Source organism: Endozoicomonas sp., assembly GCF_031844845.1.
Classification (GTDB): Bacteria; Pseudomonadota; Gammaproteobacteria; order Pseudomonadales; family Endozoicomonadaceae; genus Endozoicomonas.
In genome coordinates, this window is record NZ_JAVRMB020000305.1 from 44,846 (window position 1) to 71,275 (window position 26,430).

Consider the following 26,430-nt stretch of genomic DNA (forward strand, 5'->3'; position numbering starts at 1 on the left):
TTCCGTGAAAATGGTTCAATTTCTTAAGACGCAGCTCTATTCACCGTAAAACGTCTTACCTTCACGAGCCATTTCCCGAAGCTTGTCAGTAGGTGCATAAAGTGGACTGATATGAGCATATTTGTCTGCCAGCTCAACAAACCCGGCAACGCCCATACTGTCGATATATTTCAACGCACCACCACGGAAGAGAGGGAAGCCAATACCCATAATCAACGCTATATCCGCTTCTGCCACCGAATCCACAATACCGTCTTCCAGTGTACGGACCGTTTCCATACACAGAGGCACCATCATACGGGCAATGATTTCCTCATCTTCAAAGGTCCCGTGTTCTGCGCAGACTTCATCCAGCAGCCCATAAACCGACTCATCAACCACCTTCTTCGGCTTACCTTTTTTATCCTGCTCATACTTATAGAAACCGACGCCATTCTTCTGACCAAAACGCTGGTTCTCAAACATCACATCCAGTGCGGTCTTGAAGTCACGTTTCATACGATCCGGATAACCTTCCGACATCACACCTTCCGCATGAATAGCCGTATCAATACCCACCACATCCAGCAGATAGGCAGGCCCCATTGGCCAGCCAAAGCGCTCCATCACCTTATCTACCTGCTTGAAGTCAGCTCCGTCACGGAGCAAAGCAGAGAAACCACCAAAATAGGGAAAGAGAACCCGATTCACCATAAAGCCCGGACAGTCATTGACCACAACCGGTGTCTTACCCATTTTACGGGCATATTCAACAACCGTTGCCACAGTCTTATCACTGGTCTTTTCACCACGGATAACCTCAACCAGAGGCATGGCATGAACAGGGTTAAAGAAATGCATACCACAGAACTGCTCTGGCCGTTTCAGGTCGCTGGCCAGTTCATTAATCGAGATGGTAGAGGTATTAGACGTCAGAACCGTATTGTCAGACACGTGGTTTTCCACATCCGCCAGTACTGCTTTTTTCACCCTGGCATTTTCCACAACGGCTTCAACCACAACATCCACAGAACCGAAGTCACCATAAGACAGGGTCGGTACAATGCTATTCAGAACATTGCCCATTTTGCCAGCATCCAGCCGCCCTCTGGCCACACGCTTGGCAAGCAGTTTATTCGCTTCAGCCAGCCCAAGGTCCAGGCCATCCTGATTAATGTCTTTCATCAGAATAGGCGTGCCTTTCAGAGCCGACTGACAGGCAATGCCCCCGCCCATAATCCCGGCACCAAGAACAGCGGCTTTATCGGTTTTGCCCGCCAGCTTTGAGGAAGTTTTTGCTTTCTTCTTCAGCGCCTGATCATTAAGAAACAAACCAACCAGAGCATCGCAGACAGAGGATTTGGCCAGTTTGAGAAATCCTTTAGCCTCAACCTCAAGGGCTTTATCCCGCTCCATAAACGCATGTTTCTGAATGGTCTTGACGGCAGCAATGGGTGCCAGCATATGCGGACCCGCCTGCTGCTTAACCACGGCAGCAGTGGTTTCAAACACCATCATTGCTTCAATAGGCGGCAGTTTCAGCTTCCCTTTTTTCTCCTGCTTGCGGGCTTTGTAATCCAGCTTACCAGCGATACAGCTGCGCACCAGCGCAACTGCAGAGTCTTTCAGTTTCTCCGGAGCAACGACCGCATCAACCGCACCTACTTTCAAAGCGGCATCAGGGCGGAATTCCTTGCCACTGGCAATCCATTCCACCGCATTGTCTGCACCAATCAGACGAGGCAGCCTTACCGTTCCACCCCACCCGGGATAAATGCCCAGTTTGACTTCAGGCAAGCCAACTTTTGCTTCCGTAGACAGCACCCGGTAATCAGCACAGAGGCAAATTTCAAAGCCGCCTCCCAAAGCGATACCGTTAATGGCTGCCACTGTTGGTATATCGAGATCTTCGAAACCAGAGAATACTTTGTTCACCGACATCAACTCGGTAAATATGGTTTCATCGTCCTGTTTGAAGGTCTGGGTGAACTCATTGATATCAGCACCAACGATAAAAACGTCCTTGCCACTGGTCAGCACCAGACCTTTGATACTCTTATCAGACCGAATAGCATCCAGCGCTGCAGCCAGATCTTCAATGGCAGAACGGCTGAATTTATTGACGCTTTCCCCGTCGAGATTGAACTGCAGTTCCGCGATACCATTTTCCACAGGCAGAACCTGAAACGCCTTCCCCTGGTAGATCATGAACTTCTCCTTTCGGATTGAAGATAGACAGGCAAACCATAGATCAGTGGTGAGTGCGGTCTATTAAACAGACTCAACCTCTATCAGACATTAACTATGGCAGCTATCTCATTATTATTGCTTTACTTCCTGACTTTACACAGGAGCCTGTCGGACTTAAGTCTGCCTTACTTGCTCCGGGCAGAAACCAAGCTCTTTCCTGCAAATTCATACACTTGTTTGAATTTAGTGCCCACCTTCTGTGAAATGGTGTTTAAAGTCAAGCCTGCAAGGCTATGAAGATGCCACCTTTTCCCATACTTACACAAGACCTTCCATGCAGGAATACAGGCACGAACTTTCACCGTCAGAATCTGGATCATTATTTCTGATAATTACCCGACAGAGAGCGAATAAAACCATGAATAAAACCATAATTGGCCTTACAATTGAGGTGCCGTGGCTTGAGTAGGTTTCGGATAAGCCCTGAAACATTCAAACCATCCGACGGATTGTACTGAGGAAATCGCGACAGCGGTCTGGCCATCCAGGTGTTAGAAAACGGGCGGATCACTTTTTGCATTTATTGAAGAAGGAAGAGAAGAAGGAAGACAGCTTATGAGCCTCTACAAGCACATTCTTGTTGCGATTGATTTGTCCGACGAAGCCGATGATGTGCTCGAAAAAGCCAAATCCATTGCTGAAAAAAACCAGGCCAAACTCACCATGGTTCATGTTGTAGAACCGCTGAGTGTTGCTTATGGCAGTGACATCCCCCTCGATCTCACAACACTGCAGGATGAGATCACTGAACAGGCAAGAGAGCGTATATCCCGTCTGGCTGAGTCAATCCAGCTAAAGAATGGTGAGCAACATGTGGTCTATGGACGGCCTGAACGGGAAGTTCACCGAATTGCAGAAGAGTCTGATATTGATTTGATTGTGGTTGGCAGCCATGGTCGTCATGGACTGGCTCTGATTCTTGGCTCTACATCAACCAGTATTCTTCATGGCGCCAGCTGTGACGTACTGGCAGTAAGAGTGGGTAAAAACGATAGTTGATCTTTTGCAACGCAAAGCCACAGGTTGTACAACCTGTGGCTTTATTCAGAGCTTTACATATTATCCAGTTCTTCCCAGCGTTCCATTTTCGCTTCGATCAACTCATTGAGCTCTGCCAGCCTGTCCAGGACTGTCTGAACCGCGTCCTTCTCTCCCAGGTAAAAATCCGACTCAGCCATTTTTGCCTCCAGGTTTGTCAGCTCTTCCTCAAGCGCCTCAATTTCGTCAGGCAAAGTCTCCAGTTCACGCTGAAGTTTATAACTGAGTTTCTTTTTAGCTGGCTTATTTTCAGTTCCTGATGGAGCCGCTACCTGCTTTGCTTTGTCTCCTTTTTTGGTCGCACCAGCATCAGCAACCAGTTGAGAAATGGCACCACCCTGCCGCAGCCAATCCTCAAATCCACCCACGTAATCACTTACATGACCACCCGGCTCAAACACCAGCGAACTGGAAACCACATTATCCAGGAACGTTCTATCGTGACTGACTAATAACATTGTGCCAGTAAACTCAACCAGTAATGATTCAAGCAGTTCCAGCGTTTCAATATCCAGATCATTAGTCGGTTCGTCCATTACCAACAGGTTGGAGGGCTTACTAAATAAACGCGCCAACAGCAGTCGATTACGCTCCCCTCCGGATAACGCCTTAACCGGAACACGGCAGCGTCCGGGCGGAAACAGGAAATCACCCAGGTAGCTAATAATATGACGACTGACACCGTTAATGGTGATGCTCTCACGGCCCTCGGCCACGTTATCAATCACCGTTTTCTCAAGATCCAGCTGATTTCTCAACTGGTCAAAATAGGCCACTTCAATCTTGGTTCCCATTTTTACGGAACCCGACTCAGGGTTCAGATTACCCAGAAGAATACTGAGCAACGTTGACTTCCCTGCCCCGTTCGCACCAATCAGGCCAATCTTGTCTCCACGCATAAGACGAAGACTAAAGTCTTTGATAACCGTATGATTATCAAATGACTGGGAGACATTCTTCACTTCCAGCACTAACTTGCCAGATGACTCTCCCTGCTCCAGCCCAAAGCTGGCATTGCCTTGAACTTCGCGACGCTGACTACGTTCCACTCTGAGCTTTTCCAGATCACGAACCCGGCCTTCATTACGGGTACGACGGGCTTTAATGCCCTGACGAATCCAGACCTCTTCCAGCGCCAGCTTTTTATCAAACAACGCATTTTGCTCAGACTCAACCTCAAGGGCATGAGCTTTACGCTCCAGGAAGGTGACATAATCACATTCCCAGCTGGTCAGCTTCCCTCGATCCAGCTCGATAATACGCGTCGCCAGTGACTGCAGAAATGAACGGTCGTGGGTAATAAAAAGCAATGCCCCGGAGAAATCCTTAAGCTGCTTCTCAAGCCAGTCAATGGCAATAATATCCAAATGGTTAGTTGGCTCATCCAGCAACAACAGATCGGGATCACCCACCAGCGCCCTGGCCAGTTCTACCCGACGACGCCAGCCACCAGATAACTCTTTCATCTGTTTTTCTGCCGGTAAGCCAAGCTTCTTGATAACCGTATCTATTTTCAGGCTCAGGCTCCAGCCATCCACCGACTCCAGCTGATGCTGTACCTTTTCCAGGGCCTTCATATCCGCGTCGGTGCTGATATTCATGGACAGGCTGTGGTAACGGCTGATCAGATCACCAACGGCTTCAAGGCCCGAAGCCACCACATCATAGACTTTCTTCTCATCCTGATCAGGGAGATCCTGATTCAGTACGCCCACCTTTAGCCCGGGTTTACGCCAGAGCGTTCCTTCATCAGGCAAAGTAGCCCCGGAGAGCAGTTTCATCATGGTGGACTTACCGGCACCATTACGCCCCATCAAGCAAACTCTTTCACCTTTACGGATCTGAAACTCCGCATGATCCAACAGAGGTTGATCACCATAGGCCAGACTGACCTTTTCGAATCTAAGTAACGGCATTATCCATCCAAACAGCCATGAGCTGAAAGAACCGCCTTCCCCGACCAATGAAAATACTGGCAGAAACCAAAGCGGCACTTTCGAAATAAAATGTACAGACCACCTTCGCCAATATAAATGAATAGAGGCAGAGGTTTATCAGCTGAAAAACATTCAATAAAACGGGCTAGAATAGCGACATCAACAGTGAATGGATAGATCATTCACTGTTTTTTGAAGCCCTCTTTCAAGAAAATCGCCACCACCAGAGCCAATAATTGACAGACCAGCAGTGGCAGAAAGGCAACCTGATAGTCCTGAATCGATAAAGCACTCAACCCATCATGCCCAATACTTTCCAGGATAAAACCAATCAGCGGCTGCATTACAGGAGCAGCCAACAACATAGAGCCGTTGGTGACAGCGAGCAAAATCCCCACTCTTGCGGGATTACTGATTTTTTTAACCACAGAAAATGCCAGAATATATCCCCCACTGCTAAAACCTGCCATAAAGCAAAAGAAAGCCATAATGGGCATCGAACCTGGAAGAAAAATCAGCACACTGAATAAAATCGGGGAAATCGCAGCACAAATCACCATTATTTTCCGAGTCGAACTGACCCGGCACGCCAGCCAGCCAAGCAAAGGGGCACCGATAGCAGTACCGATAAATATCAGAGCAACCATATCAGCAACCGCTTCCTGCTCTCCCGGAAAGCGCTCATAGAAGAAAGGAATCCCCCACAACCCGGCAAAACTGGTAATCACCGCAAAGAGACCAAAACCATACATGCAGCACAGAATGAAGGAGAGTCTGTTCGAAGACGCTTTACGGTTGCTCCCACTTTCAGAAGCATCATCGAAAGTGACTTCATGCAGTTTGACATCACTCTCTGATACAGCGGGCGTATTTTTGACAAAAATCGCAATAATGACAGCCAGCACAATCCCAAAGCAGGCAACTACCCGCATTGCTCCCTGCCAGCCATAAGCGTCCATAAGGTTGGGTAATACCAGCGGGCCAATCCCACCACCGATCATGCCAAAAGCTTCAATCAGCCCAGCCAGTGTCGGAAAGTAGCGTTCGGGAAACCAACGGCTTGCCAGCGTCATACAAACCACGATCACCGGTGAGGTAACAATCCCCATAAATGCCCGGGATGAAATGGCGGACAACATGCCTTCAGAGACACTGAACCAGTAACAGGCAACCGCCATCAGCAAGCTGCAGATCACCAATAATACCCGTGCATTACAGCGATCGGCCAGATAGCCACCAGGGACCTGAAACAACAGATAGAGATAAACAAAACTACTGGTTAGCCAGCCAATACCAGCCACATCCAGATCGAAGGCAGCCATCAGCTGGGGAACCATAACCGATGGCGCCCCCTGCAACATGAATTGATATGAGCAGAATAAGGCTGCTATTGCGCAGACCAGAATGCCTCTGAGGCTAATATAACGTGTCGCCACCGTACTTTCTCCCTGCCTATTCCTACAAACCCTTTCCCTGTCTTAAGCGCCAGTATATGGGACATGAGCATCGTTAGATTAGATGGCACCAAAAAAGTTCATTTAAAAATCAGCGGAGAGCTAAATAGCTTCGAAGCTATCGTCCAGGACAGAGTTGCAAGAGACGCTAAATCAACTTATATATTGCGGAAAACAACAGAATTTCCCGCAACAATATTCGAACCCAAGGTCTAATGACATCGCATTTGAAAGGATAAGAAGTTTAAGGGAAGTGGCATTGTAGAAACTACCAGCCCTCTGTCATTCTCGCGAAGGCGGGTGTTGCAAAAGGTCTTCAATGCCGATTTATACTACTGTCGTCTTTCCCGCGAAGGAGGGTGTCGCAAAAGGGCAAAACAGCCCCCGACCGTCATCCTCGCGAAGGCGGTTGTCGCAAAACCCTCCTCGCTCCCACGCTCTGCGTGGGAGCGAGGTTCCTGGTGGGTTTTGCGACAGCCTCCTGCGCGGGAAAGACGGAGGGTCAACCTTTTGCGACAACCTCGAAGGCAGGAATCCATCTCGAAAGTGGAGTCTATCCCGAGCAGTGGATCCCCGCCTTCACGGGGATGACGGTTGGGTGTTAATTCTCCCTTTTGCGACAACCTTCTTCGCGGAAATGACGATAGTATATTCTTAATCGCAGCTTCCCGAAGGCTTTCGACTAAGGATTTACCCTAAAATAACTTACCCATTTTGAACTCAGTTTCCGTTCACTCTGAACGAGGCGTTTTCCGCCACCCGCTGCCCGTAAAAGCATGCATCTTATCTTTTTCGGGCGGCAGGTGGCGGGCGGCGAAAACAGGCAAATTATTTCGGGACAGTTCCTAAGGCATTATGCGTTCGAGGACTTGAGCCATACCGGGAGCAAGGATATCCATCTCCAGAATCAAAGCCATCCCCGTTTGAAAGGATGGACCTGATCGAGGAGTTCCATCACACAACAGGCCCGATAAACAACCTACCATGGGCATATGACTGGCCAGCAGAATAACACCCGCCTCAGGCAACATCGGTAATAGCGCCTGAGGATTACCATCAGGCTCCAGCCCGGGAAGCGTTTCCACTTCACACCCTAAAGCCCCGGCGGCAATCCGGGCAGTTTGCTGAGCCCTCAAATAAGGGCTGGCAAAAATCCGGTCAACCTTCTGAGTTGCCAGGGAGGCAACCGTACTGGACACCTCTCGAACACCCTGGTCAGTCAGTACCCTTTCCATATCAGACGGTGCCGACCATGAAGCCTCACCATGGCGCATAATGATAAGTTTCATGGTTAACCGTTATCCGATTCACTGGAGGCCTTGTCTGCACAGCTTGATGACTGAGGCCAGTCCGAGAACGGATAAGGCTTTACCTCAGTGTTATAGGTCAGGAACCCGGCAATCTGATAGATAAACTGGTTAACACCCCCACTGAATTTCAACAGACGCTCATTGGGCTCACCCATACAAAAGCCATGAACAGCCTGTACCAGTGCGAGCAACATCACCAGAAATGCCGCAAGATAGGCGACAATTCCAAAGCCAACCATAAACACAAGTCTCAACCAGCGAGACTCCGATTTCAGATTATTAACAACCTTCTCATCCATTGATCTTCTCCACTCTTCTCCAAAAAATTGCCAAAGTAAATGCCAGATCCAGCCTCAATAGCCATGATCTTTACATCAATCATCTGGACATAAATTCCACATCCGTTTTCTGTTCCCTGAGCATCATCCCCTTGACCAGGGCATCAATCCCATTACCTTCAAAAATGATACTGTATAATCCATCCACCAGAGGCATGTACACCCCCAGTTCATCGGCTTTTTGCTTCACCTGCTTAAGCGTATTAACCCCTTCGGCAACCTGCCCGAGTCTTGACTCGGCTTCTTCCAGTGAAAAGCCTTCCCCAAGGGCATAACCCACACGAAAGTTACGACTTAAATCAGACGTACAGGTAGCCACCAGATCACCGACGCCGGCCAGCCCCAGAAACGTCATTGGGTTGGCCCCAAGGGTGACCGCAAAGCGACTCATTTCCGCAAGACTCCGGGTGATCAACATACTCTTGGTATTTTCACCCATTCCCAGCGCAGCACCCATTCCGGAAACAATGGCATAAATATTCTTCAGGGCACCCGCCAGCTCAACCCCATACACATCCGTGTTGGAGTAAACCCTGAAATAGTCACAGTGCAAAACAGACTGGACCATCTGACACAAGTCTTCATCTTCACTGGCAATAACCGTGGCCGTTAACGCCTTGGCGACAATCTCACGAGCCAGATTGGGGCCACTGAGCACGCCAATTCGGGCATCATCCAGCTCCTCATGCAAAATCTGACTCATCAGGTCAAAGGTGACTGACTCAATACCTTTGGTGGTACTGATCACTATCTTGCCTGAGAGTAATCCCCCGGTTTTTTTTACCACTTCTCTGAAGGACTTGCTGGGAATGGCAATAAAAACGATATCAGCATCTGAGACTACAGCCGCAAGATCCGTGTCTGCAGTGACCGATGGATGAATGTTAAACTCCGGAAGGTATCTGGCATTGACATGATCATCATTAATGCTCCTAACCTGTTCTGCATCCCTCATCCAGAGTTTTACCCGGTGCCCATTGGTGGCAGAGATATCAGCCAGGGCCGTTCCAAAACTGCCACCACCAAGAACAGCGATGGTATAGTCACTGGCACCACCATGCTCAGCCGTGCTATCTGGCCTGTCGGTCATGTTGTTAATCCTGAGTTACACGCTCAATAATACGGGTACTGGTCTGTGCCGACACAAGGCAGTCGACAGAGACCGGGACACCACGAGCTGCTGTATAGTAAAAACCGTATTTAATCACACTCCCAGATCCGGTGGCACAGTTCAGACACACCGGAAGCAAAAAAATAGATTATCCGTTGCATAGCTAGCAAACCCCCCCCGACTGTATTACCTTTAACTTTTGTGGATCATGCCAGTTTTGCAACAAGTCTAATGCCCAACGGCCTTCTGGTAATAAAATGCTACGAAAATTATCATTGTCTGCCTTTTCGGCGGTGCAGTGTTGTCTTTTTGTTACAAACAGGCCAACAGCACTATGACAGATAAACAGCAATGGTATAGTTCAGCTCCGGAACGATAGTAATGCATTTTGCAAGACTGTCAGGGTATAAGTGGGGTCATCAGACCCTGATATGAACGCCATATCGGCAGGGATGTCCTGATCAGAGTATCGGCTTTCCAGGTGTCATGACTGGCCTGATGCCATGCAGGTGCTGGACCTTCCAGGAACCAATAAGCTAATGAAGCAACCTTTTAAACCTGATTTTCAACAAGCATCTTTCAGTAAAGAAGATTTGTTGCGCTGTTCACAGGGCGAACTCTTTGGTCCTGGCAATGCTCAACTACCTGCACCCAATATGCTGATGCTGGACCGCATTGTTCATATTTCTGAAGAAGGTGGCGCCTATGGAAAAGGCGAAATTATTGCCGAGCTGGATATCAACCCGGATCTCTGGTTCTTCGCCTGCCACTTTCCCGGTGACCCGGTGATGCCGGGTTGTCTTGGCCTTGACGCCATGTGGCAGCTGGTTGGTTTCTACCTGGGATGGATGGGTAATCCGGGTCGTGGACGCGCCCTGGGCAGTGGTGACTTGAAATTCACCGGCCAGATTCTACCCACCAGCAAAAAAGTGACTTATCGTATCGATATTAAACGTATCATCGCACGTAAACTGGTTCTGGGTATTGCTGACGGAACGGTCAGTGTTGATGATCGGGAAATTTACAAAGCAGAAGGTCTGCGGGTTGGTCTTTTCCAGAATACCGATTCTTTCTGACTCTGATTTTTCTGACTAAATGGGCTATTCAGGTTGACATCAATGAAACGTGTTGTAGTTACAGGGATTGGCATCACATCCTGTCTGGGCATTACCCAGGACGAGGTTGCTGACAGTCTTAAACATGGGCGCTCCGGCATTCGCTTTAATGAAAGCTACAGGGAGCATGGTTTCCGCAGCCAGGTATCCGGCACAGTAGATATCGATTTCACGCAGTTTATTGACCGCAAAACCCTGCGATTTATGGGTAACGCCGCTGCCTACGCCTATATTGCCATGAAGCAGGCAATCGAAGATGCAGGACTGACTGAAGAGCAGGTATCCAATCCTCGCACAGGTCTGATTGCCGCATCCGGTGGCGCGTCCTCAGAAAACATTGTCGACTCTGCAGACATCATGAGAGAAAAAGGTGTCAAACGAGTCGGTCCTTATCGCGTCACCCGCACCATGGGCAGTACGGTCTCTGCCTGTCTTGCTACTCCCTTTAAGATCAAGGGTGTTAACTATTCCATCACCTCGGCCTGTGCCACCAGTGCACACTGCATAGGCAATGCTATCGAACAGATCCAGCTGGGCAAGCAGGACATCGTATTTGCTGGCGGTGGTGAAGAAGAGCATTGGACCCAGACCGGCCTGTTTGATGCCATGGGCGCGTTGAGCACCAAATATAACGAAACGCCTCAACAGGCTTCCCGTGCTTATGATGCTGACCGTGATGGTTTTGTTATCGCCGGCGGCGGTGGCATGATCGTTGTTGAAGAACTGGAGCACGCCAAAGCCCGTGGCGCCAAAATCTATGCAGAAATTACTGGCTATGGTGCAACTTCCGATGGCTACGATATGGTTGCCCCGTCCGGTGAAGGTGCTGCCCGCTGCATGCGCGTGGCAATGGAAAGCCTTAAAGAGCCCATTGATTACATCAACACTCACGGTACCAGTACGCCGGTAGGTGATGTTGCAGAATTGAAAGCACTCATTGAAGTGTTTGGCGACCAGATGCCTGTGGTCAGCTCGACTAAATCGCTCTCCGGGCACTCTCTCGGTGCAGCTGGCGTTCAGGAAGCCATTTACTGCCTGCTGATGATGAAGCATAACTTTATCACCGCCTCTGCCAACATCCAGAAGCTTGATGAAGCGGCAACCAACCTGCCAATTCTGGTGGGTGAAGCCCGTGAACAAACCCTGAACCGGGTTATGTCCAACAGCTTTGGTTTTGGTGGTACTAACGCCTCCCTGGTATTTGAACGTTATCAGGGGTAACCCCCCTGAAAAGGATCAGGTCCGCTTATCTCAACAGCGGCCTGCCCTCTCCCCTCTGATCATCTGGATTCAGTCCTGATAATGATTTCAGGCAGCTGAATCCTGCCATACAGCGTCGGGCTGAAAGGATTCCCCCTCCGCTCCATCTCTAACTCAAGCTGAGCACGGTAGCCCTTGCTGTTATAGAGCAGTTCAACCCGGTTATCGGTCTGCCACTGGTCACAAGCAAAGACAAACCGCAGCCAGGCCCAGGGACCGGTGTAACTCTGCTGTGTCAAAACCACTGAATCGTCGCTGATAGTAACAATAAACTGCTCTGACTCATTACCGGGCCACTGTCGCTTTTGCCAGAGCCGGGGACCATGGCGATAGACAAAGCGGCCATTACTGTCCCTGAGGGAAAACTCCGATGCCCGGGCACTCAGTTCAAGGCTGCGCATCTGGTAATTAACCTGAAGTGAACCATCAGCATTTAACAGCTGCTGTTGCAGTTGACGGGCATTATCCAGCTGACGCAACAGGGTGCGGCTCACCGGCAACTGCTGCCCTTTCACGGTTTTCAACTGCCCGCCAGTGCTCTCTTTCTGCAGAAATGGCATCAGAATGACACCGAAATTATCCAGCACCCCCTTCGGTTTGAAAAACTCAGTGAAGTCAGCGGGCTGACTATCACTGTTGGTTCCTGATGACATAGGGAAGCGGTGACGAAGATGCTGATTCCAGAATGGATAAACCTCCTGCTGCCAACGCCTCTGACAATAACGACCAGCGCCGGCTATTGCTCTGGTCCACACCTCCCCGGCCAACTGGTTGAGCCAGTAACCAGCCCGGGTATCATCACTGGCCGCCTGATACCACAGTTCCTGCAGGATATTCTGGTTATTGGTCATCACGTTGACTGCCAGCTGGTACAGGGCAAGATCCGGGTCAAAATGTCCGTTAATAGCCTGCAGCTCCTGCAACAGCTGATCCAGAACCGGGGATAGCCGACTTTGCAGGTCGGCAGCATAGCCGGTGTATTCGGCAAAAGCCTCGTTAACAATGGCCGGATTATCCGGGGCAACTTTTCTGGCTGACCTGACCGGCAACAACCGGGTCGCCTGATTGACTATACGGGTGGTTTTCCGGACAGCGGCGGGAGCCGGGATGTTGCTGGCCTGCCGCCCCATGGCAATGGCGTCCGGGGCTGACGGTTCTTCTGCCAGTGATGTCTCACTGGCGACCACATTCAACAGACTCTGCAGTGCCGCCCCCTCTCTGGCCAACAGATTGGTCTGCTGCTCGACCTGGTCAAGGCTGCTGGCTGGTTGCAACCGGATACGGTTGATCAGATTATCCCAGGTACGGATATAGTCCCGGAAATAAAACGCCCGGATCCGTCGACTGATTCTCGCCAGCTCAATCACCGACACCTGGGATTCCCCCTTCTGAATCCGATTCAGGCTGATGATTTCCCGTTTCAATAACGGCGATGTTGCCGAGAGGTTCAGCCGGGTATAGATGCTTCGTGTGTAGAACCGGGCAATTTCGGCATTATCACCGTCCGTTGCAACAGTAAACAGACTGGCGAACTCATTGCCAAACAGCTCCCGGGCATTCAGAACCCCGCTGAATTGCCGCAGCCGACGAAGATGGTCGTACACCAGACGCTCAGGAGGCTGGGTGGACAGCACCTCCCTGGCCCGCTCGGTCAGTGCCTGATCCGGCAGAATCTTTGCTATATTTCTGATGCCTTCCAGACGCCAGATATCCACCAGCAAGCTGTCAAGCTGCTTGCCTGCCTCCTCCCCCGGATCCGCCAGCAGCACATTCCGGATATGGCTCTGTAACAGCCCGGTATCCCGAATCTTCGGATCAAACAGCATCAGGTAATATTGCAGATCATCAAACAGTTGATCACTGTGCAGTGTTACCGCCATCTGCAACCGATCATGAAAGCGTTGTACCAGGGGCATCCATAAATATTGTCGCAGCTGCTGTTGGTAAAATGCCTGAATATTCCTGGCCGTATTCCAGTCCAGCAGGCCACCGTGGTACATCCACCGGGAAGACTGCTGGTAAAGCCGGTTCAATAACTGAAGACCAGCCAACAGCTGAACCACATCGCTGGCCGGGATGCTATCTCCGGGTGCCACCAGCTGCTGGATTGAGTGCTGATAATCATTGATGATCATTTTCTGCTGCGCCAGCAGTTGTTCATTGTATTGAATCTGCCACCAGCAAAAAGTCAGCCCAGCAATCAGAACCGCCGCCAGAGCTCCTGACGCCAGGGAGATCCGGGCCAGCCAGAGCTTTCTGGCTATGGGGTTCTCCCTCACGTTCCCCATATCATTAAACAGAATTCTGTTGAAAAACTTCTGACTGAAATAACTCTGGTTATCGGGAATCTGTGGCTGCACAGGCTGCGCCTTAAAACCATGCAGCCGTGCCACCTCTGAGGCCAGCAGATTAATACTGTCACCATGCTGGCCACAGGAACTGAACCAAACCCCCTTCAGCTCCGGGGAAGAGACACCATAGCGGGACTGAAAAATCTCATCACAAAAAAAGTGCAGCCGTTCTCCCAGTAACCTGAACTGTAAAACATAGCGGACCTGGGCCTGCCGGGCATTGCCGTCTTTCTCGGGGTGGATACCATCAAACAGCGCATCGGACAGCTCTTTATGGCAGAGGTCAAAGGCCTCCCGAAACTGGTCGGGATGGTATCCTTCCTGAAGATAGAAACCGAAGGGAAACATCTGTCGTTGACTATTCATACGACGGAACATTTCCATAAAGCCATTCAGTCGGTCAGCCTGGGTCAATAAAACCCAGACCGGGAAGGTATTCACAAAATGACGGTTAAGCGCCAATAACCGCCAGCGCAACTGCCGTGCCTGCTCCAGCAGGCCATTGGGATTGCGCATAATCAGCTGTTCGGTAGAGAGCGTGGCCAGGATACCGTTGATTGGCCGGCGGGGACGTTTTTTCCTGATCAACTCCAGCAGGTGGTTCCAGAGAAATTCATCCAGCTGTTCTTTATCCCGGGTGTAGTAATGGCCGGCCAGTTCAACAATCACGGCGTGTTCACCCAGCCAGAAGACAATGCTGGACTTTTGCTTGGGTGATCCGGCGATCACCTTCTCAAACCCGGCATCAATAAGCCAACTGGATTTCCCGGAACCATCGGTACCCACCATCATTAACCATGCCAGTGTGTAGGGTGTGCTGCCATGACGGCTGGTCAGTATTTTCCAGAGGTGGTTCCAGTCATCCATCAACTGTTGTTTGTACTGAAGCTTATCTTCCTCAAAAATTGCGTCTTCGGAAGCAAGGCTGGCATGAGCCCTGGCTGGTCGACGACGCAGGATTTTCCAGAGCATCAGACAGCAGGCCAGCACAATAATAAACGTCAGTGTCCACTGCCAGCGGGTGGTCAGCCATACAAATACCTCGCTGCTGATCAGGGGTGCCAGCCAAACCAGTAATAACAACGTCGCCGACAGTAATGTGACAATTAATGCAGGAATAAAGATTGATTTGGTCATGGTTTTTTATGGGGTTTGGACGTGCTGCCCGGATTTGCAAGAGAATGGATCAGCGACGTGGACAGTTGCACAGGCGTTGCCTGAACCTGCTCCCGCTGCAGATCACTGAGCCCGGTATAGGTACGGTTGATATGCTGTATCCAGAAATGACTGGCAATACCTGACAGCCCGAGAATAAGCACAACCACCGGCAGATAATACCGAACCCGAATAACTTTCAATGGTCGCCAGGGGGCGCTGAGAATTGGCAGGGCCTGTTGTTCCCCGGGTTTCTGATGCTCGCGAATCTCCTGATAGAGATTATCCGCCAGCTTTGCCAGCTCATGTTTATCGGTATTCTGATAGCGACCGCAGAACCCCAGGCGCAACAGTAAATAGAGGAGTTCAATAAAGTCGATCATTTTGGGCGCGTTCTGCCGCGCCTGTTCCAGCAGGACAAAAAACACTTCACCGGCATTGCGCTGCTGAAAAAGCTGGGCCACCAAACTGTGGTTTTCCCAGCAGCCCGCCTGCCCCCAGGCGGTGTTCATAACCTCCTCATCAAAGGCAGCACAGAGGGCATAACAGGTTTTTTCCATCATCCGGGGCGGGTAGCCTGCGTTCAGCCCCTGGTTATGGAGTTCGCTAATACTCCTGAGCAGGTACTGATGCAGTTCCGGCAGATTCCCGGGTTCCTGCTGCTGTGAAAGCGTGGTGAGAATTGCCAGCAATTCTGCCGACAGGTTGATTAGAGTATTGCTGCTGATATTGAAGTTACGGAACAGGGTGCTCTCATCACGAAAGTTATCACGCAGTGCTTCTTCACCCTTTTCCCGACTATCAGCACTGGCAGCCTCATTTCCGCTACTGGACGGAGTCATATGGCGTTACCTGATTACCAAGATTACCTGATTACAAAACAGTTGATGACCGTGTCATCCGGCATCTGTTCATCCACATGAAGGGCCAGCAGATCATGGGTTCGCACCATTTCCTGCCAGAGTTCATTGTCAGTATCAATTTCAAAATAGACCGTGTTGGCCTTTGCCCTCAGTTCAATGGGCGGTCCTGCCATGGCGCTGATGGGAACCGCTGTCAGGGCATTGCGAACCCGCTCGGCAATACGGTTATGACCGCACAGTTTGGCAGCGTTGATAAATACCATACGGGTCCGGGACTGGCTCAGGCTGGACGACACCGAAAGAATAAACCGACCGTCATTAAACAGGGTCCGGTCGTCAACCCGGGTACGCAGAAGACGACGAAGTTTAAATAATCGGGTATCCCAGCTGAGCTTGACCACCTTATCCTTACTGGCCTGCCGCAGATTCAGTAACAGGCTGGACAGCACCGGGGCGAAGGAGGCATAAATCTCCAGCTCATTAAAATCAGGGAATTCCGGTGCCAGTGTCGTGGTAAATGTGGCCAGGTCAGCCGCTATAATGGCCAACAGGCGGTAAAGCTCGCAGGCAGAAATACCCGACTGCTTTTCCACCAGCTTCAGCCAGGCACCATGGCGATTAAGCGCCTGCAGCCACAGATATTCAATCTGCAGGGTCTGATAACTTTTCTGCTGTCCTTCAACCCCGATCTGAGTAGCAATAACCGACGCCCGTTGCCTGACCATGGCCCTCAGATTCTGGATCTGTTCAAGCAGATAGCGGGAGACACGGTAATCGAGACAACGGGGAATAAAGGTACTATCAAGGATCACCTCGCCATCCGGGTGATACTCCTGAATACGGGCAACCATCAGGGTTGAATAATCATCCAGCACCTCGCCCTCAACCATCAGGCCAGGATTCAGCCGGGACAGCTCCAGCTGCACCGGTTCATTTTTCTGGTCAGTCCCATCATAAACACTGTGGGCAGAGCTGATATAACGAATCGCCCTGGTCATTTTTTCTTCCGGCGCCGTGTTGACACAACCCGGCTTATCCAGGGGAATGGCCAGATAGACGGCGCCTCCCCGATGGCTGCTGTCCAGATTCAGGGACAGGGAGGCCGATAATTCAAAGGGCGTACCATCGGGAAACAATCCGCGGGCTTCACGGATAAACAGTTTGCCCGCCCTGAGCTGTTCATTATCAATGCCCAGAGCGGTAAAACCGGCTTTTCCCGGCGCATAGAGATTAAACAGTTGTCGGTTATACCGTTCAAGGTATCGCTCCTGCTGTTGGAAATGCTGGGGGCTGAGAAATATCCCCTCAAGCCAGACGGCTTTATCAAAGCTGTGATCCATGGGGCTGTTTCTCTGGGAGATGCTCTTTAACGAGCGCTATAAAAAGCCTTGGTTCCACTGAGAGACGAAGGTGATTCCCGTTGATCTGTAAAATCATCCGGTTACTGGTGCCGGGTACAATCGGTGCCAGCGCCGACGTAATGGCTGACTCATAATTGGCAAACTCGGCGAAAATGGCGATAAATCGTGTTGCCCTGTCCAATTGCCAGGTCAGCTGGCTTCCCGTATCCGGCCAGACAGTGGGCAGCCGGTGTTTTTTTATCAGCGAACTCTGCAGGGTTGCCGAATCCTGCAGGTAGATATCCAGAAAATCAGCATTGGCAAAAAGTTCGGTACTTTGCAGTTCGTACATCCGCAACTGCAAAGGTGCCGCGTCGGCCCCGCCGCCCTGAAGAGTAGTGCTATTGATATCGGAACCACTATTGATTTCACTGCCGGCGATAATCGTCAGTGATAATAGCGTTTCAGGCTCTGGCTGAACCTCACTGCGGGAGCAGCCGGTTAACACCATGATCAGCAGGATAAGGATGGAAATATTCATAAGGTCACTGTCTACCGGTTCAACACATTACTCAGTCGTTGCAGAAAAAGCTCACGATAGTGTTTCCCATGCATAAGGCAGCGATAGAAACTCTGATAGTGCTGCCAGAAATCCGGGCTGGATGTTCGGGACGAACCCGATGGCCCCGGGGGCTGTTGAGCTTGATCCACCGGACTTAACAGCTGTTCGAGATTATCCGGCGAAAAGTCGGCCAGCATTAATTCCAGAGCCTCCAGTATGGCATCAATAACCGCCTGCTGGTTCAGAAGATCCGCTGGTCGCCATGCTTCAACCTGAGATAGTTCACTCTGGTGGTCCGGATCCGGGGAGACTGGTTCGCTCACAGGGCCGCTGGTGACTGCACGTTCTTTCGCCGGTGGCACCGGTGATAACCTGAGATTCCGGCTTATGCTCCAGTCATCCTCTTCATCTTCATTGGCTCTGGCCAATACATCAATCAGTGGGGTTGCCTGATAGGTGGCAGTGTCAGAAATCTCAACGGTAAAATTAGCAAACAGAGCCTCAGCCTGCTGCTTCGGTTCATCCTGAGAGGCAGCAGATACCGTAAAAACCTGCTGCTGAATTTCATGTTGCAGAAACGGATCGTCCAGATGCTCTGTCGCAGGAGCACCTTCAAGAGGTAAAGAGCCTTCAGCAGATAAAGAGCCTTCAGCAGATAAAGAGCCAACTGACGGTATCGGACAATACTCCTCCGGCTCTGTTTCTCCGGTGCCTTCCTGAGCTGGCAGGGTCGCCACGGGTTTCTCCTGCCACGGCGAGAAGTCGCAGGCCATCAGGCAGTAATCACCACAGTAAATCATATCCCCATCACTCAACAGATGACGTTTACCCTGCTGTGGAGGCATAACGGTCGTATTGACCCTCAGCTCTCTGGACGACAGGTTTTCCAAATACCATTGCTCATCCTCCTGATAGATACGGGCATGGCGTTCATCAATATTGCCTTTCTGATCCGGCAGAAGTATCTGGCAACCGCGACCCAAACCTAACAGTGCTTCCGTATCGATATCATAACGAAGTGAGGTGACCTGTTCCCCTGAAGGAATACTGAGAATCAGAATTTGCATAAGCTATCTGACCTGGGTTATTTGTCAGTCCATTGTAGCTGCCTTACCTGATTTCGCACGTCTATCACCCTCCAATCAAGACGGTCGGCCATCCCATAATTACGGTTCCCCCATGAGCTGTGGTATCCCCCATGCGCACCGCTGGCCGGGCATTAATCAGTACCGTCAAACTGCCTTTTATCACCACATCCGGTGGTCCCACACAGAGACAGGGCTGGCCCAGGGTGGCAGCAGGCAGAGCACCGATCAGCACCGTGCAAGGCAGTGGCAACAATGGCCCGCCCACATGGGGGATGGGTACCACCGCCGGTGTCAGCATCGGACAAATATGCATATCTCCAGCCCTGGCTGCTGGCCCCATGGTTAACTCCCCCTGCCGCCGTCGGCAAGATCAATCCCCATATCAATAAACTGCCGATACCGTTTATCCCCTTCCCGGCCATCGGGCAACACTGCGGCCAGACAGATAGCACCGGCTACGGCATGGGCGTAGAGCCATGCCGGAGCCGGGCTTTGCGGCCCATTAACCGGCGTTATGCTGCCACCACTCCAGAATACCCCCTGGGCCAGCCAGCCACAGGCGTTATCCAGACCGGCCTGCTGCGCTGCTATTTCTGCCATACGACGATATTCTTCCACCGGTTGATGCAGCCATCGCCTGACCACATCCAGCGTCTTCTGTTCGGTTTCAGGTAATGACAGCCCTGTTGAGTCAATGCATAAGTAACCCCACCAGATACTTTCCATGGCCAGCAGGCAGTGACTCAGAAATACCACCAGTTCCTGCTGCATTTTTTCCTGAGCCAGCAGGTTGATCAGCTCCACCGGTGTCATTGCCGGATAAACCAGCGCCCGAAATGACCGATCCTGTTCATATCGCTGCAGAATATCAGTGGCCAGCGATTGCGGGATTTTTTTCAAAGTCTGTTTTGTGACCAACATAATCTTAAGACCAGAAAGGTTAGTGAGGGCGTCGTAAAAGAGAGACTTAACACCCAGCCGTTATCCCCGCTACACACGTTATCCCCGCGCAGGAGGCTGTCGCAAAAGCCTCCGGAAACCTCGTTCCCATGCTCTGCGTGGGAATGCATACCGTACTCGCCACAAGTGAATAACCAGCCTGAAACCCCCACAGATTCGGGCAAGGAGAGGTTTCTCCACATGCGGCCAGATCCGTATGCATTCCCACGCAGAGCGTGGGAACGAGGGTTTTGCGACAGCCTCGAAGGCGGGAATCCATCTTGAGAGTGGGAGTCTGCCTCGAGCAGTGGATCCCCGCCTGCGCGGGGATGACGGTTGGTTGTTAATTCTCCCTTTTGCGACAATCTCGTTCTGAGTGGAAATCTAAAACCTGCCACACGCTCCCACACCGGAGCATGGGAGCGAGGAGTCACCCGTTAGCAATCCATCAGCCGTGCCTGATAAAATCCAGACATTGCCGGTTGAACCAGTGCTGATGCTCAACCATCACCCAATGACCACATTCACTTAACAATGTGAACCGGATATTGCTGCAGGCCTTCATCATGGTGTCGGCCCCACGGGATGGACAAAATTTGTCGTTTATCCCCCAGATACCAAAGATGGGGCATTGCAGTTCATGAAGACGGTCAGTCATATTGGGAACCTGCATCGTTGAAAGCACACAGGTGGGCTGATCATGCACGACAGCAACTCGTTCATTCACCGTCTCATCCGTCACCAGTGACGCATCATAGAGCTGAAGGCCTAACAGACGTTTCATTCCAGAGGCTTCTTTCAGCTCTCCAGAAGCAAATGCAGCAGCCATCTTCTGAATACCTTCCATCTCCTGAAAGTACTGTTCTTTTTCCATCAGGCCGCCAGGTGCCATAAGAATCAGTTTTGTAACCAGCTCGGGATAGTCAAGAGTAAACTTGATGGCAATAGCACCACCCAGAGAGTTACCAACCAGCGTGACAGACTCAATACCCAGATGATCAACCAGTCCTTTAACTGCCGAAACAAAAAAGTCCAGGGTATATTCAGTTTCCGGTTTATCACTCAGACCATAACCGGGAAGATCAGGAACGATGGCTCTCACGCCCGCTTCTGCAAAAACCGGGTAGTTGCCTTTGAAGTTACTGTAACCACTGGCACCGGGCCCACTGCCATGGAGGAAAAGTACGGCTTCTCCCTCACCCGCTTCGTGGTAGTGAAGTGACAGGCCATCTTCCAACTGAACAAAATGCCCCTCTGGAATTGCACTCATTACCCGTTCTCCTTCTTGTTAATATGCCTTCTTGTTTATACGAAAGGGGCGCCACTTTGATCACCCGGCATCCACCAAACAGCCACTATGGAATTACCACCTGATCAGGACAGCTTTGCCACTTTCCAGCGGGAATATCTGTCTCCGCTTAAGGTTTTTTACTGTCAGGCATTTTTTCAATGGCAGGCAAGACCAACATCGTCCAACAAGACTAATACAGCCCCAGACTCAGTGAGTAACATCGTAGACCTGATTAAAAGAGCGAAATTAAAAGAACAAATGCCCATAGCTAAAAAAGGGATGGCAGTGATGAGTAACCCTCTGGATTTTACCGGCAAAGTGGTTTTGGTCACCGGTGGTGGCAAAGGTGCTGGCAAAGGTATCAGTGAACGTTTTTTACAGCAGGGTGCCCATGTCGTCATCTGTGGACGTCAGGAGCCGGATAACCTGCCTTCAGCAATAATCCCGGAAGGTAATCACAATACTGCTGTCTTCTTTCCCTGTGATGTACGGGATCTGGAGCAGATCGATCAACTGATCGGCAGCACCATCAAACAGTTTGGTCGTCTGGATGTTCTGGTCAACAATGCTGGCGGTGCTCCCAATGCCGATGCTGCCACGGTATCCCCCCGTTTTTCTGAATCAATTATTCGCCTGAACCTGATTGCTCCACTGAACCTTTGCCAGAAAGCCAATGCCGTCATGCAGGAACAGGCTGAAGGAGGGATCATTATCAACATCTGCAGCGTCAGCGCCAAACGCCCTTCTCCGGGAACCGCAGCTTACGGCGCCGCAAAATCAGGTCTTTTAAACCTGACCCAATCCCTGGCGGTGGAGTGGGCACCAAAAGTCCGGGTCAATGCCGTGACTGCCGGTTTGATTCTCACAGAACAGGCACACCTGCATTATGGTGATGAGGAAGGCATTGCCAGTGTCGCCAGAACAGTACCCCTGCAGCGACTGGCAACTCCCTCCGATATAGGCGACACTTGTCTATACTTGGCATCACCACTGTCTTCTTATGTCAGCGGTGCTGATATCACAGTTCATGGCGGTGGAGAAAAGCCTGCATTCCTGAATGCAGCAGAAAACACATAAACAATGGCCAGTGGAGGATAATAATAACAATGGTTTCAGAAGCGACCAGCATCATAGATATTGACTTACCCCTGGATCAGTCCTGGGAAATTCTCAGAGACTTCACTCAGGCGGTCAATTACGTCCCGGACCTTACCGGCTGTGAATTACATCCCGGGCCAAAAGAAGGCAGGGGAGCCAGCAGACGGGTGTTCCGGACAAACGGCAAGTTCCTGGATGAAACGGTCACCCACTGGGAAGAAAAACGGGGATTTGTTATTCGCCTGCATGAAGGAACAGGCCCTGCTCCGGCACCTTTTAAAGAGGCCTGTTTTATTTATCGCATCCAGCCCATAGGGGATAAAACCCGGCTTACTACCACCATGAGCTATACCACTCGCTTCGGCTTCATTGGTAAATTGCTGAATAAACTTTTTATTAAAAAAGCACTGAACGGGGCTGTCTCCAAGATTAGCCGCAACATGAAGAGCTTTTACGAAACCGGCACTCCAAGCAACAAAACGATTTCAGAAGCTTAAAAAACAAGATACGGTCGCTTGGAAACAAAACTCAAGCGGCTCGTTTATTCATCAGCACATACTCAAGAATTCTATCTGGAAGACCCCAAATACCAACTTCATCTCTGGCTCTGATTAATCTAACTTATATGGCAAGTCAATTCCGGCCTGACAAAGTTTATCACGTTCTTCCTTACTTCCACTAAAAGCCATGAACACTAAGGAGCTTTGAATAACATCATGAAGCAACACTTCTTCAACGTTACTTGATGGCATTTCATATACTGCTTTGCAAAACAATACATCTTTTACTCTATTAACCGAAGTGCATAACTCATGTAACTGCTCATTTTTTTCGAGCGAAACTACATCTTCTGATTTTTTCTCAGTGCGCTTACTGAGTTGCAAATGAGACTGAGTAAAACTTGCTCCAAAATTTGGAGCAGTTACTGCCTGATGATGCTTATTACTGTATGTATATTTACCAGACGTCTCTTTTGACGTTTGAGTTAATACGCCATTTTGCCAACGAAAGAATGAAGTCTCACCCGGCATAACCTTTTTTGGCTTCACTTCATCTCTTTGCTGAGATAACTGAGGAATGGTTGACCGGGAACTTCCTTGTATTGGCCTCAATCTAGCAAACCTCTTCAACGCATCATTTATTAGTCCAGCCACCTGTTGATCAGATCCTCCCCATCGCTGCAACATACGGTTACTCCAATAAATAGTCAGTGACTTTTCTTTCACTTTTGGAGGAGGTATTTCTGATAATTCATGAAAGATAGTGGCTGAAACCCCAGAAGCTTTGGCCAATCCTATATAAGGTCCATCGGAAATGAGGGGACTTGTAAAACTCTGCTCTATAGTACCTGATTGACAAGATAATTGGTTAACATTGAAACCAGTGCCTTTGGCCACAAGCTGTGGCCTTAGTGTTGACTCCCAGCGATTTTTAATCGCATTTTCATCTCTTCCCTTCAGGTAATTCTTTGCCATTTTGCCCCATTTATTCCCCACTTTCTTATGCAGCTCAATGATCATTTGATCTTCAGATTTTCGCCATTCTATCCTACCCTTTAGATGATTAAACCAATGCGCACTGCACTGTTTATTTGTTCGATCAGGAACCCATTTAACAATACGACCCCATTGTTCCTCTCCATATTTATTAACCATATCCAGCAACAGAGTATCTTCATCAGGTGACCACGCTACTTTTATTTCTTTTTCAAGAACAAGCGAAGCTTTATTGTCCGGAAGCGTGCGAGAGGTTTCATAAACAGACTTTCTCTTACGACCCGAAGCAGCATACAAAGTTCCTTGAGAAGCCTGTACGACCTCTTGAAAAGATTCCAACTCATCATCACATTGAGTCTGCGATTTAAACAGTTCATCGGGAGAAACTATTGGGGTTTCTGACAGATCCTGCCGTATAAACCGTTTTACGTCTTGCTCTTCAACTTTTATTTGATGATTACGAATGTGAGAGCAACGGTCAGGTTTCAACTCCGCATTAAGTCTTCGTAGTGCAGAGCACCTTCTTTTGGTTTCACTACGAGTCACTGACTTATTGTTCAAAAACACTTCAGAATCTGCAGAATCAGAAACGAGGGGCTTCATATAATCCATAATGACCTGATCAACAGACATGGAATTTAAAGCAGATGCCTGCATTTAGCATTTCCCTACCAATAAAGATACCTATTGTAGGACAACATTAATTCATACTTGTTCCCTGAGAGATAACATTTATCAGCAATTCGACTAATTAAAGCCCCCCTGACTGCAATAATGAAGAGAGCTTTTGTCTGGACATATCCAGCACATCCCGTTTTGTCAGATCACTAACCACCGGAATCCTGGTGATATCCATATGATGCAGATGCAGATATGGATGGCTTTGACGAAACTCTCTTAAATCGCCCCGGGTCACAATCGGGCAGAAAGGCTGACCGAATTTTTTCTCAAACAACCGGGCAATCTTGCTGAAACCTGTTTTGGCTGGCACCAGAATCCGCTTCCAGAATCCGCTTTTTACTGCTGTCACGCACCGAGAGATAAAAACCCTCACGCCCAATACTTTCTCCGGGTACCAGATAAATCCCCGTCTGCCGGGCATCGGAAAGATCCAGCCTCTGGATAGTCCACAGGTGTTGCTCAAAATCCGGCATGACTACCAGCTTTTCCCGTTGAGATGTGCCCCAGTACACATCATATTTACCATAGAGACTTTGTGCCCCCGGTGAATAAACACACAGGCCAGCTTTCAAAGAGTCGAAGAAATCAGCCGCCTTTTTTTGCTGACTGAATTTCGACAAACTCCAGATAACCGCTTTTTGATAATCGACTGAACTCATCATTTTTGTGAACTGCATCACTTTTATGTTGGCATACGATAATACCAACTGCATCCCGCGGCAATAATCAAAACGGATTACAAATGAAAAAGAAAACAGGCTGGGGCTTGCAACAGAAGACTGTCACCGGAATCTGATGAACAGGTATTCAGAAGAGGCAATGGGCAAACATCTCTAGCGCTTTACACAACTCCCACAGAGTAAAGCGCCAACTGTTCAGTAAAACCCGGTTCGAAGGCAGACCTGATTATTCACAAAAACCAGCACTATGGCTGCCATTCATACTTATCAATACTATTAATCGCCACGCCGCCATCAATATCACCATTCATAGATACATCGACAGCAAAGTTAATCAGCCGACCCTGAACGCCACCAGCCACCAGCCATGACTGCGCTTGAAAGTCATAACCACCGCCCAGCTCAGCCTGCCAGTCAACCTCGCCCCTGATGCCTTTCAGCAAAAACTTATCGAAACCATCCGCGAGATGATAGGAAAGAGAAAGGTCGACCCCGGTTACATCGCCAATGCCATCAACATCCACACTGCGAACACCGACAATGGCTGAAGGCACCCAGCCGTTTTTTACTGTCCAGCCAAGCCCGGCATAGACGTGATTATCACTCTGAGCTGCTGCAGCTGTACTGATCAACAATGACATCCCAGCAAGCAAGCCTTTTATTGTTCGGGACATAACGCTTCCCCTTTATTCTCAGGCAATTGGATTTACTTCCGCTCCCCGATTATAACGCTACCAAACAGGCAAATGTAAACAGGCAAAACGTCCTCCGGCTTCCTGCTGGCAATGACTCAGGGGATCATCTCTGGTATATACTGAAAACATATATCTTTTTTTACGGAGGTAGCATCAGCCAACATTGTACGCTGCGCGTGGTTTTCCTTTTGGTTTCAAACGTCTTAAAACCATTTCACGCGCCGTCGCAGACGTGGATCAGGAGAACAAAATGGCGGATAACGACACAAAAAGAAATCAGAAGAAAGCCAGCCTGATTATTCCATCCCGAAAGCAAGTTGCTGCAATGGCACTTCAGGGTCTGCTGGCCAATCCCCAGTTCAGTGACTGGACTGAGGAAAAACTGGCGAAAAAAGCGGT

General features: G+C 49.8%; 23 protein-coding genes. 5 read left to right on the forward strand and 18 right to left on the reverse strand.

What is annotated here, in order from left to right:
- Nucleotides 1-36: 36 nt before the first annotated feature.
- Nucleotides 37-2,187: a fatty acid oxidation complex subunit alpha FadB gene (gene fadB / locus RM811_RS16915; RefSeq protein WP_402526687.1), complete on the reverse strand. Its 2,151-nt coding sequence runs from the start codon at nt 2,185-2,187 to the stop codon at nt 37-39.
- 597 nt (nt 2,188-2,784) lie between these two features.
- On the opposite strand from fadB, the gene RM811_RS16920 reads away from it, so the two are divergent.
- Nucleotides 2,785-3,228 (forward strand): universal stress protein, encoded by a 444-nt coding sequence (locus RM811_RS16920; protein WP_402526690.1) that lies wholly within the window; start codon nt 2,785-2,787, stop codon nt 3,226-3,228.
- A gap of 53 nt (nt 3,229-3,281) precedes the next feature.
- On the opposite strand, the gene RM811_RS16925 is transcribed toward RM811_RS16920, so the two are convergent.
- The 5 genes from RM811_RS16925 to RM811_RS16945 all read right to left on the reverse strand — a co-directional run bounded on the left by RM811_RS16925 (nt 3,282) and on the right by RM811_RS16945 (nt 9,396).
- The gene (locus RM811_RS16925; protein WP_402526693.1) at nt 3,282-5,183 is read right to left on the reverse strand and encodes an ATP-binding cassette domain-containing protein; all 1,902 of its coding nucleotides are present in this window, start codon (nt 5,181-5,183) and stop codon (nt 3,282-3,284) included.
- Nucleotides 5,184-5,386: 203 nt separating this feature from the next.
- Nucleotides 5,387-6,640, reverse strand: a complete 1,254-nt coding sequence (locus RM811_RS16930; RefSeq protein WP_402526696.1) for an MFS transporter — start codon at nt 6,638-6,640, stop codon at nt 5,387-5,389.
- 863 nt (nt 6,641-7,503) lie between these two features.
- Nucleotides 7,504-7,947 carry a phosphohistidine phosphatase SixA gene (gene sixA, locus RM811_RS16935; RefSeq protein ID WP_402526699.1) on the reverse strand — a complete coding sequence of 148 codons (444 nt, stop codon included), beginning with the start codon at nt 7,945-7,947 and terminating at the stop codon, nt 7,504-7,506.
- Nucleotides 7,948-7,949: 2 nt separating this feature from the next.
- Nucleotides 7,950-8,267: a DUF4389 domain-containing protein gene (locus RM811_RS16940; protein WP_402526701.1), complete on the reverse strand. Its 318-nt coding sequence runs from the start codon at nt 8,265-8,267 to the stop codon at nt 7,950-7,952.
- A gap of 79 nt (nt 8,268-8,346) precedes the next feature.
- A complete protein-coding gene (locus RM811_RS16945; RefSeq protein WP_402526704.1) occupies nt 8,347-9,396 on the reverse strand; it encodes an NAD(P)H-dependent glycerol-3-phosphate dehydrogenase in 1,050 nt (349 codons plus the stop codon).
- A 560-nt stretch (nt 9,397-9,956) separates the two neighbouring features.
- On the opposite strand from RM811_RS16945, the gene fabA reads away from it, so the two are divergent.
- Nucleotides 9,957-10,493, forward strand: coding sequence for a 3-hydroxyacyl-[acyl-carrier-protein] dehydratase FabA (fabA, locus tag RM811_RS16950; RefSeq protein ID WP_402526707.1), 537 nt, complete (start codon nt 9,957-9,959; stop codon nt 10,491-10,493).
- Nucleotides 10,494-10,535: 42 nt separating this feature from the next.
- Entirely contained in the window at nt 10,536-11,753 is a 1,218-nt protein-coding gene (fabB, locus tag RM811_RS16955) for a beta-ketoacyl-ACP synthase I (RefSeq protein WP_402526709.1), read from the forward strand.
- Nucleotides 11,754-11,812: 59 nt separating this feature from the next.
- Here the strand turns inward: fabB and tssM are convergent, their stop codons facing one another.
- From tssM to RM811_RS16995, 8 genes are all read right to left on the reverse strand, one after another.
- Nucleotides 11,813-15,280, reverse strand: coding sequence for a type VI secretion system membrane subunit TssM (tssM, locus tag RM811_RS16960; protein ID WP_402526711.1), 3,468 nt, complete (start codon nt 15,278-15,280; stop codon nt 11,813-11,815).
- Entirely contained in the window at nt 15,277-16,140 is an 864-nt protein-coding gene (icmH, locus tag RM811_RS16965) for a type IVB secretion system protein IcmH/DotU (RefSeq protein ID WP_402526714.1), read from the reverse strand. The genes tssM and icmH overlap by 4 nt, the downstream gene beginning before the upstream one ends.
- A gap of 23 nt (nt 16,141-16,163) precedes the next feature.
- Nucleotides 16,164-17,501 (reverse strand): type VI secretion system baseplate subunit TssK, encoded by a 1,338-nt coding sequence (tssK, locus tag RM811_RS16970; protein WP_402526717.1) that lies wholly within the window; start codon nt 17,499-17,501, stop codon nt 16,164-16,166.
- The gene (gene tssJ / locus RM811_RS16975) at nt 17,485-18,042 is read right to left on the reverse strand and encodes a type VI secretion system lipoprotein TssJ (RefSeq protein WP_402526720.1); all 558 of its coding nucleotides are present in this window, start codon (nt 18,040-18,042) and stop codon (nt 17,485-17,487) included. The genes tssK and tssJ overlap by 17 nt, the downstream gene beginning before the upstream one ends.
- 11 nt (nt 18,043-18,053) lie before the next feature.
- Complete coding sequence (locus tag RM811_RS16980; protein ID WP_402526723.1) at nt 18,054-19,130, reverse strand: FHA domain-containing protein; 1,077 nt, start codon at nt 19,128-19,130, stop codon at nt 18,054-18,056.
- 64 nt (nt 19,131-19,194) lie between these two features.
- Nucleotides 19,195-19,491, reverse strand: coding sequence for a PAAR domain-containing protein (locus RM811_RS16985; RefSeq protein ID WP_402526725.1), 297 nt, complete (start codon nt 19,489-19,491; stop codon nt 19,195-19,197).
- Nucleotides 19,492-19,493: 2 nt separating this feature from the next.
- The gene (locus RM811_RS16990) at nt 19,494-20,072 is read right to left on the reverse strand and encodes a DUF6931 family protein (protein WP_402526727.1); all 579 of its coding nucleotides are present in this window, start codon (nt 20,070-20,072) and stop codon (nt 19,494-19,496) included.
- A gap of 466 nt (nt 20,073-20,538) precedes the next feature.
- On the reverse strand, nt 20,539-21,360 hold the full coding sequence (locus RM811_RS16995; RefSeq protein ID WP_402526730.1) for an alpha/beta fold hydrolase: 822 nt from the start codon (nt 21,358-21,360) through the stop codon (nt 20,539-20,541).
- 87 nt (nt 21,361-21,447) lie between these two features.
- Here RM811_RS16995 and RM811_RS17000 point away from each other — a divergent pair, with 87 nt between their 5' ends.
- Together RM811_RS17000 and RM811_RS17005 are read left to right on the forward strand one after the other, a co-directional pair.
- Nucleotides 21,448-22,458, forward strand: coding sequence for an SDR family oxidoreductase (locus RM811_RS17000; RefSeq protein WP_402526733.1), 1,011 nt, complete (start codon nt 21,448-21,450; stop codon nt 22,456-22,458).
- Nucleotides 22,459-22,487: 29 nt separating this feature from the next.
- Nucleotides 22,488-22,976 (forward strand): SRPBCC family protein, encoded by a 489-nt coding sequence (locus tag RM811_RS17005; protein ID WP_402526735.1) that lies wholly within the window; start codon nt 22,488-22,490, stop codon nt 22,974-22,976.
- Nucleotides 22,977-23,090: 114 nt separating this feature from the next.
- Here the strand turns inward: RM811_RS17005 and RM811_RS17010 are convergent, their stop codons facing one another.
- The 4 genes from RM811_RS17010 to RM811_RS17025 form a co-directional block, all read right to left on the reverse strand.
- Nucleotides 23,091-24,632, reverse strand: coding sequence for a Myb-like DNA-binding domain-containing protein (locus RM811_RS17010; RefSeq protein ID WP_402526738.1), 1,542 nt, complete (start codon nt 24,630-24,632; stop codon nt 23,091-23,093).
- A gap of 94 nt (nt 24,633-24,726) precedes the next feature.
- Nucleotides 24,727-24,966, reverse strand: a complete 240-nt coding sequence (locus tag RM811_RS17015) for a hypothetical protein (protein WP_402526740.1) — start codon at nt 24,964-24,966, stop codon at nt 24,727-24,729.
- A complete protein-coding gene (locus tag RM811_RS17020; protein ID WP_402526741.1) occupies nt 24,923-25,318 on the reverse strand; it encodes a hypothetical protein in 396 nt (131 codons plus the stop codon). The genes RM811_RS17015 and RM811_RS17020 overlap by 44 nt, the downstream gene beginning before the upstream one ends.
- Nucleotides 25,319-25,581: 263 nt before the next feature.
- Nucleotides 25,582-26,010: a hypothetical protein gene (locus tag RM811_RS17025; protein WP_402526743.1), complete on the reverse strand. Its 429-nt coding sequence runs from the start codon at nt 26,008-26,010 to the stop codon at nt 25,582-25,584.
- Nucleotides 26,011-26,430 lie beyond the last annotated feature (420 nt).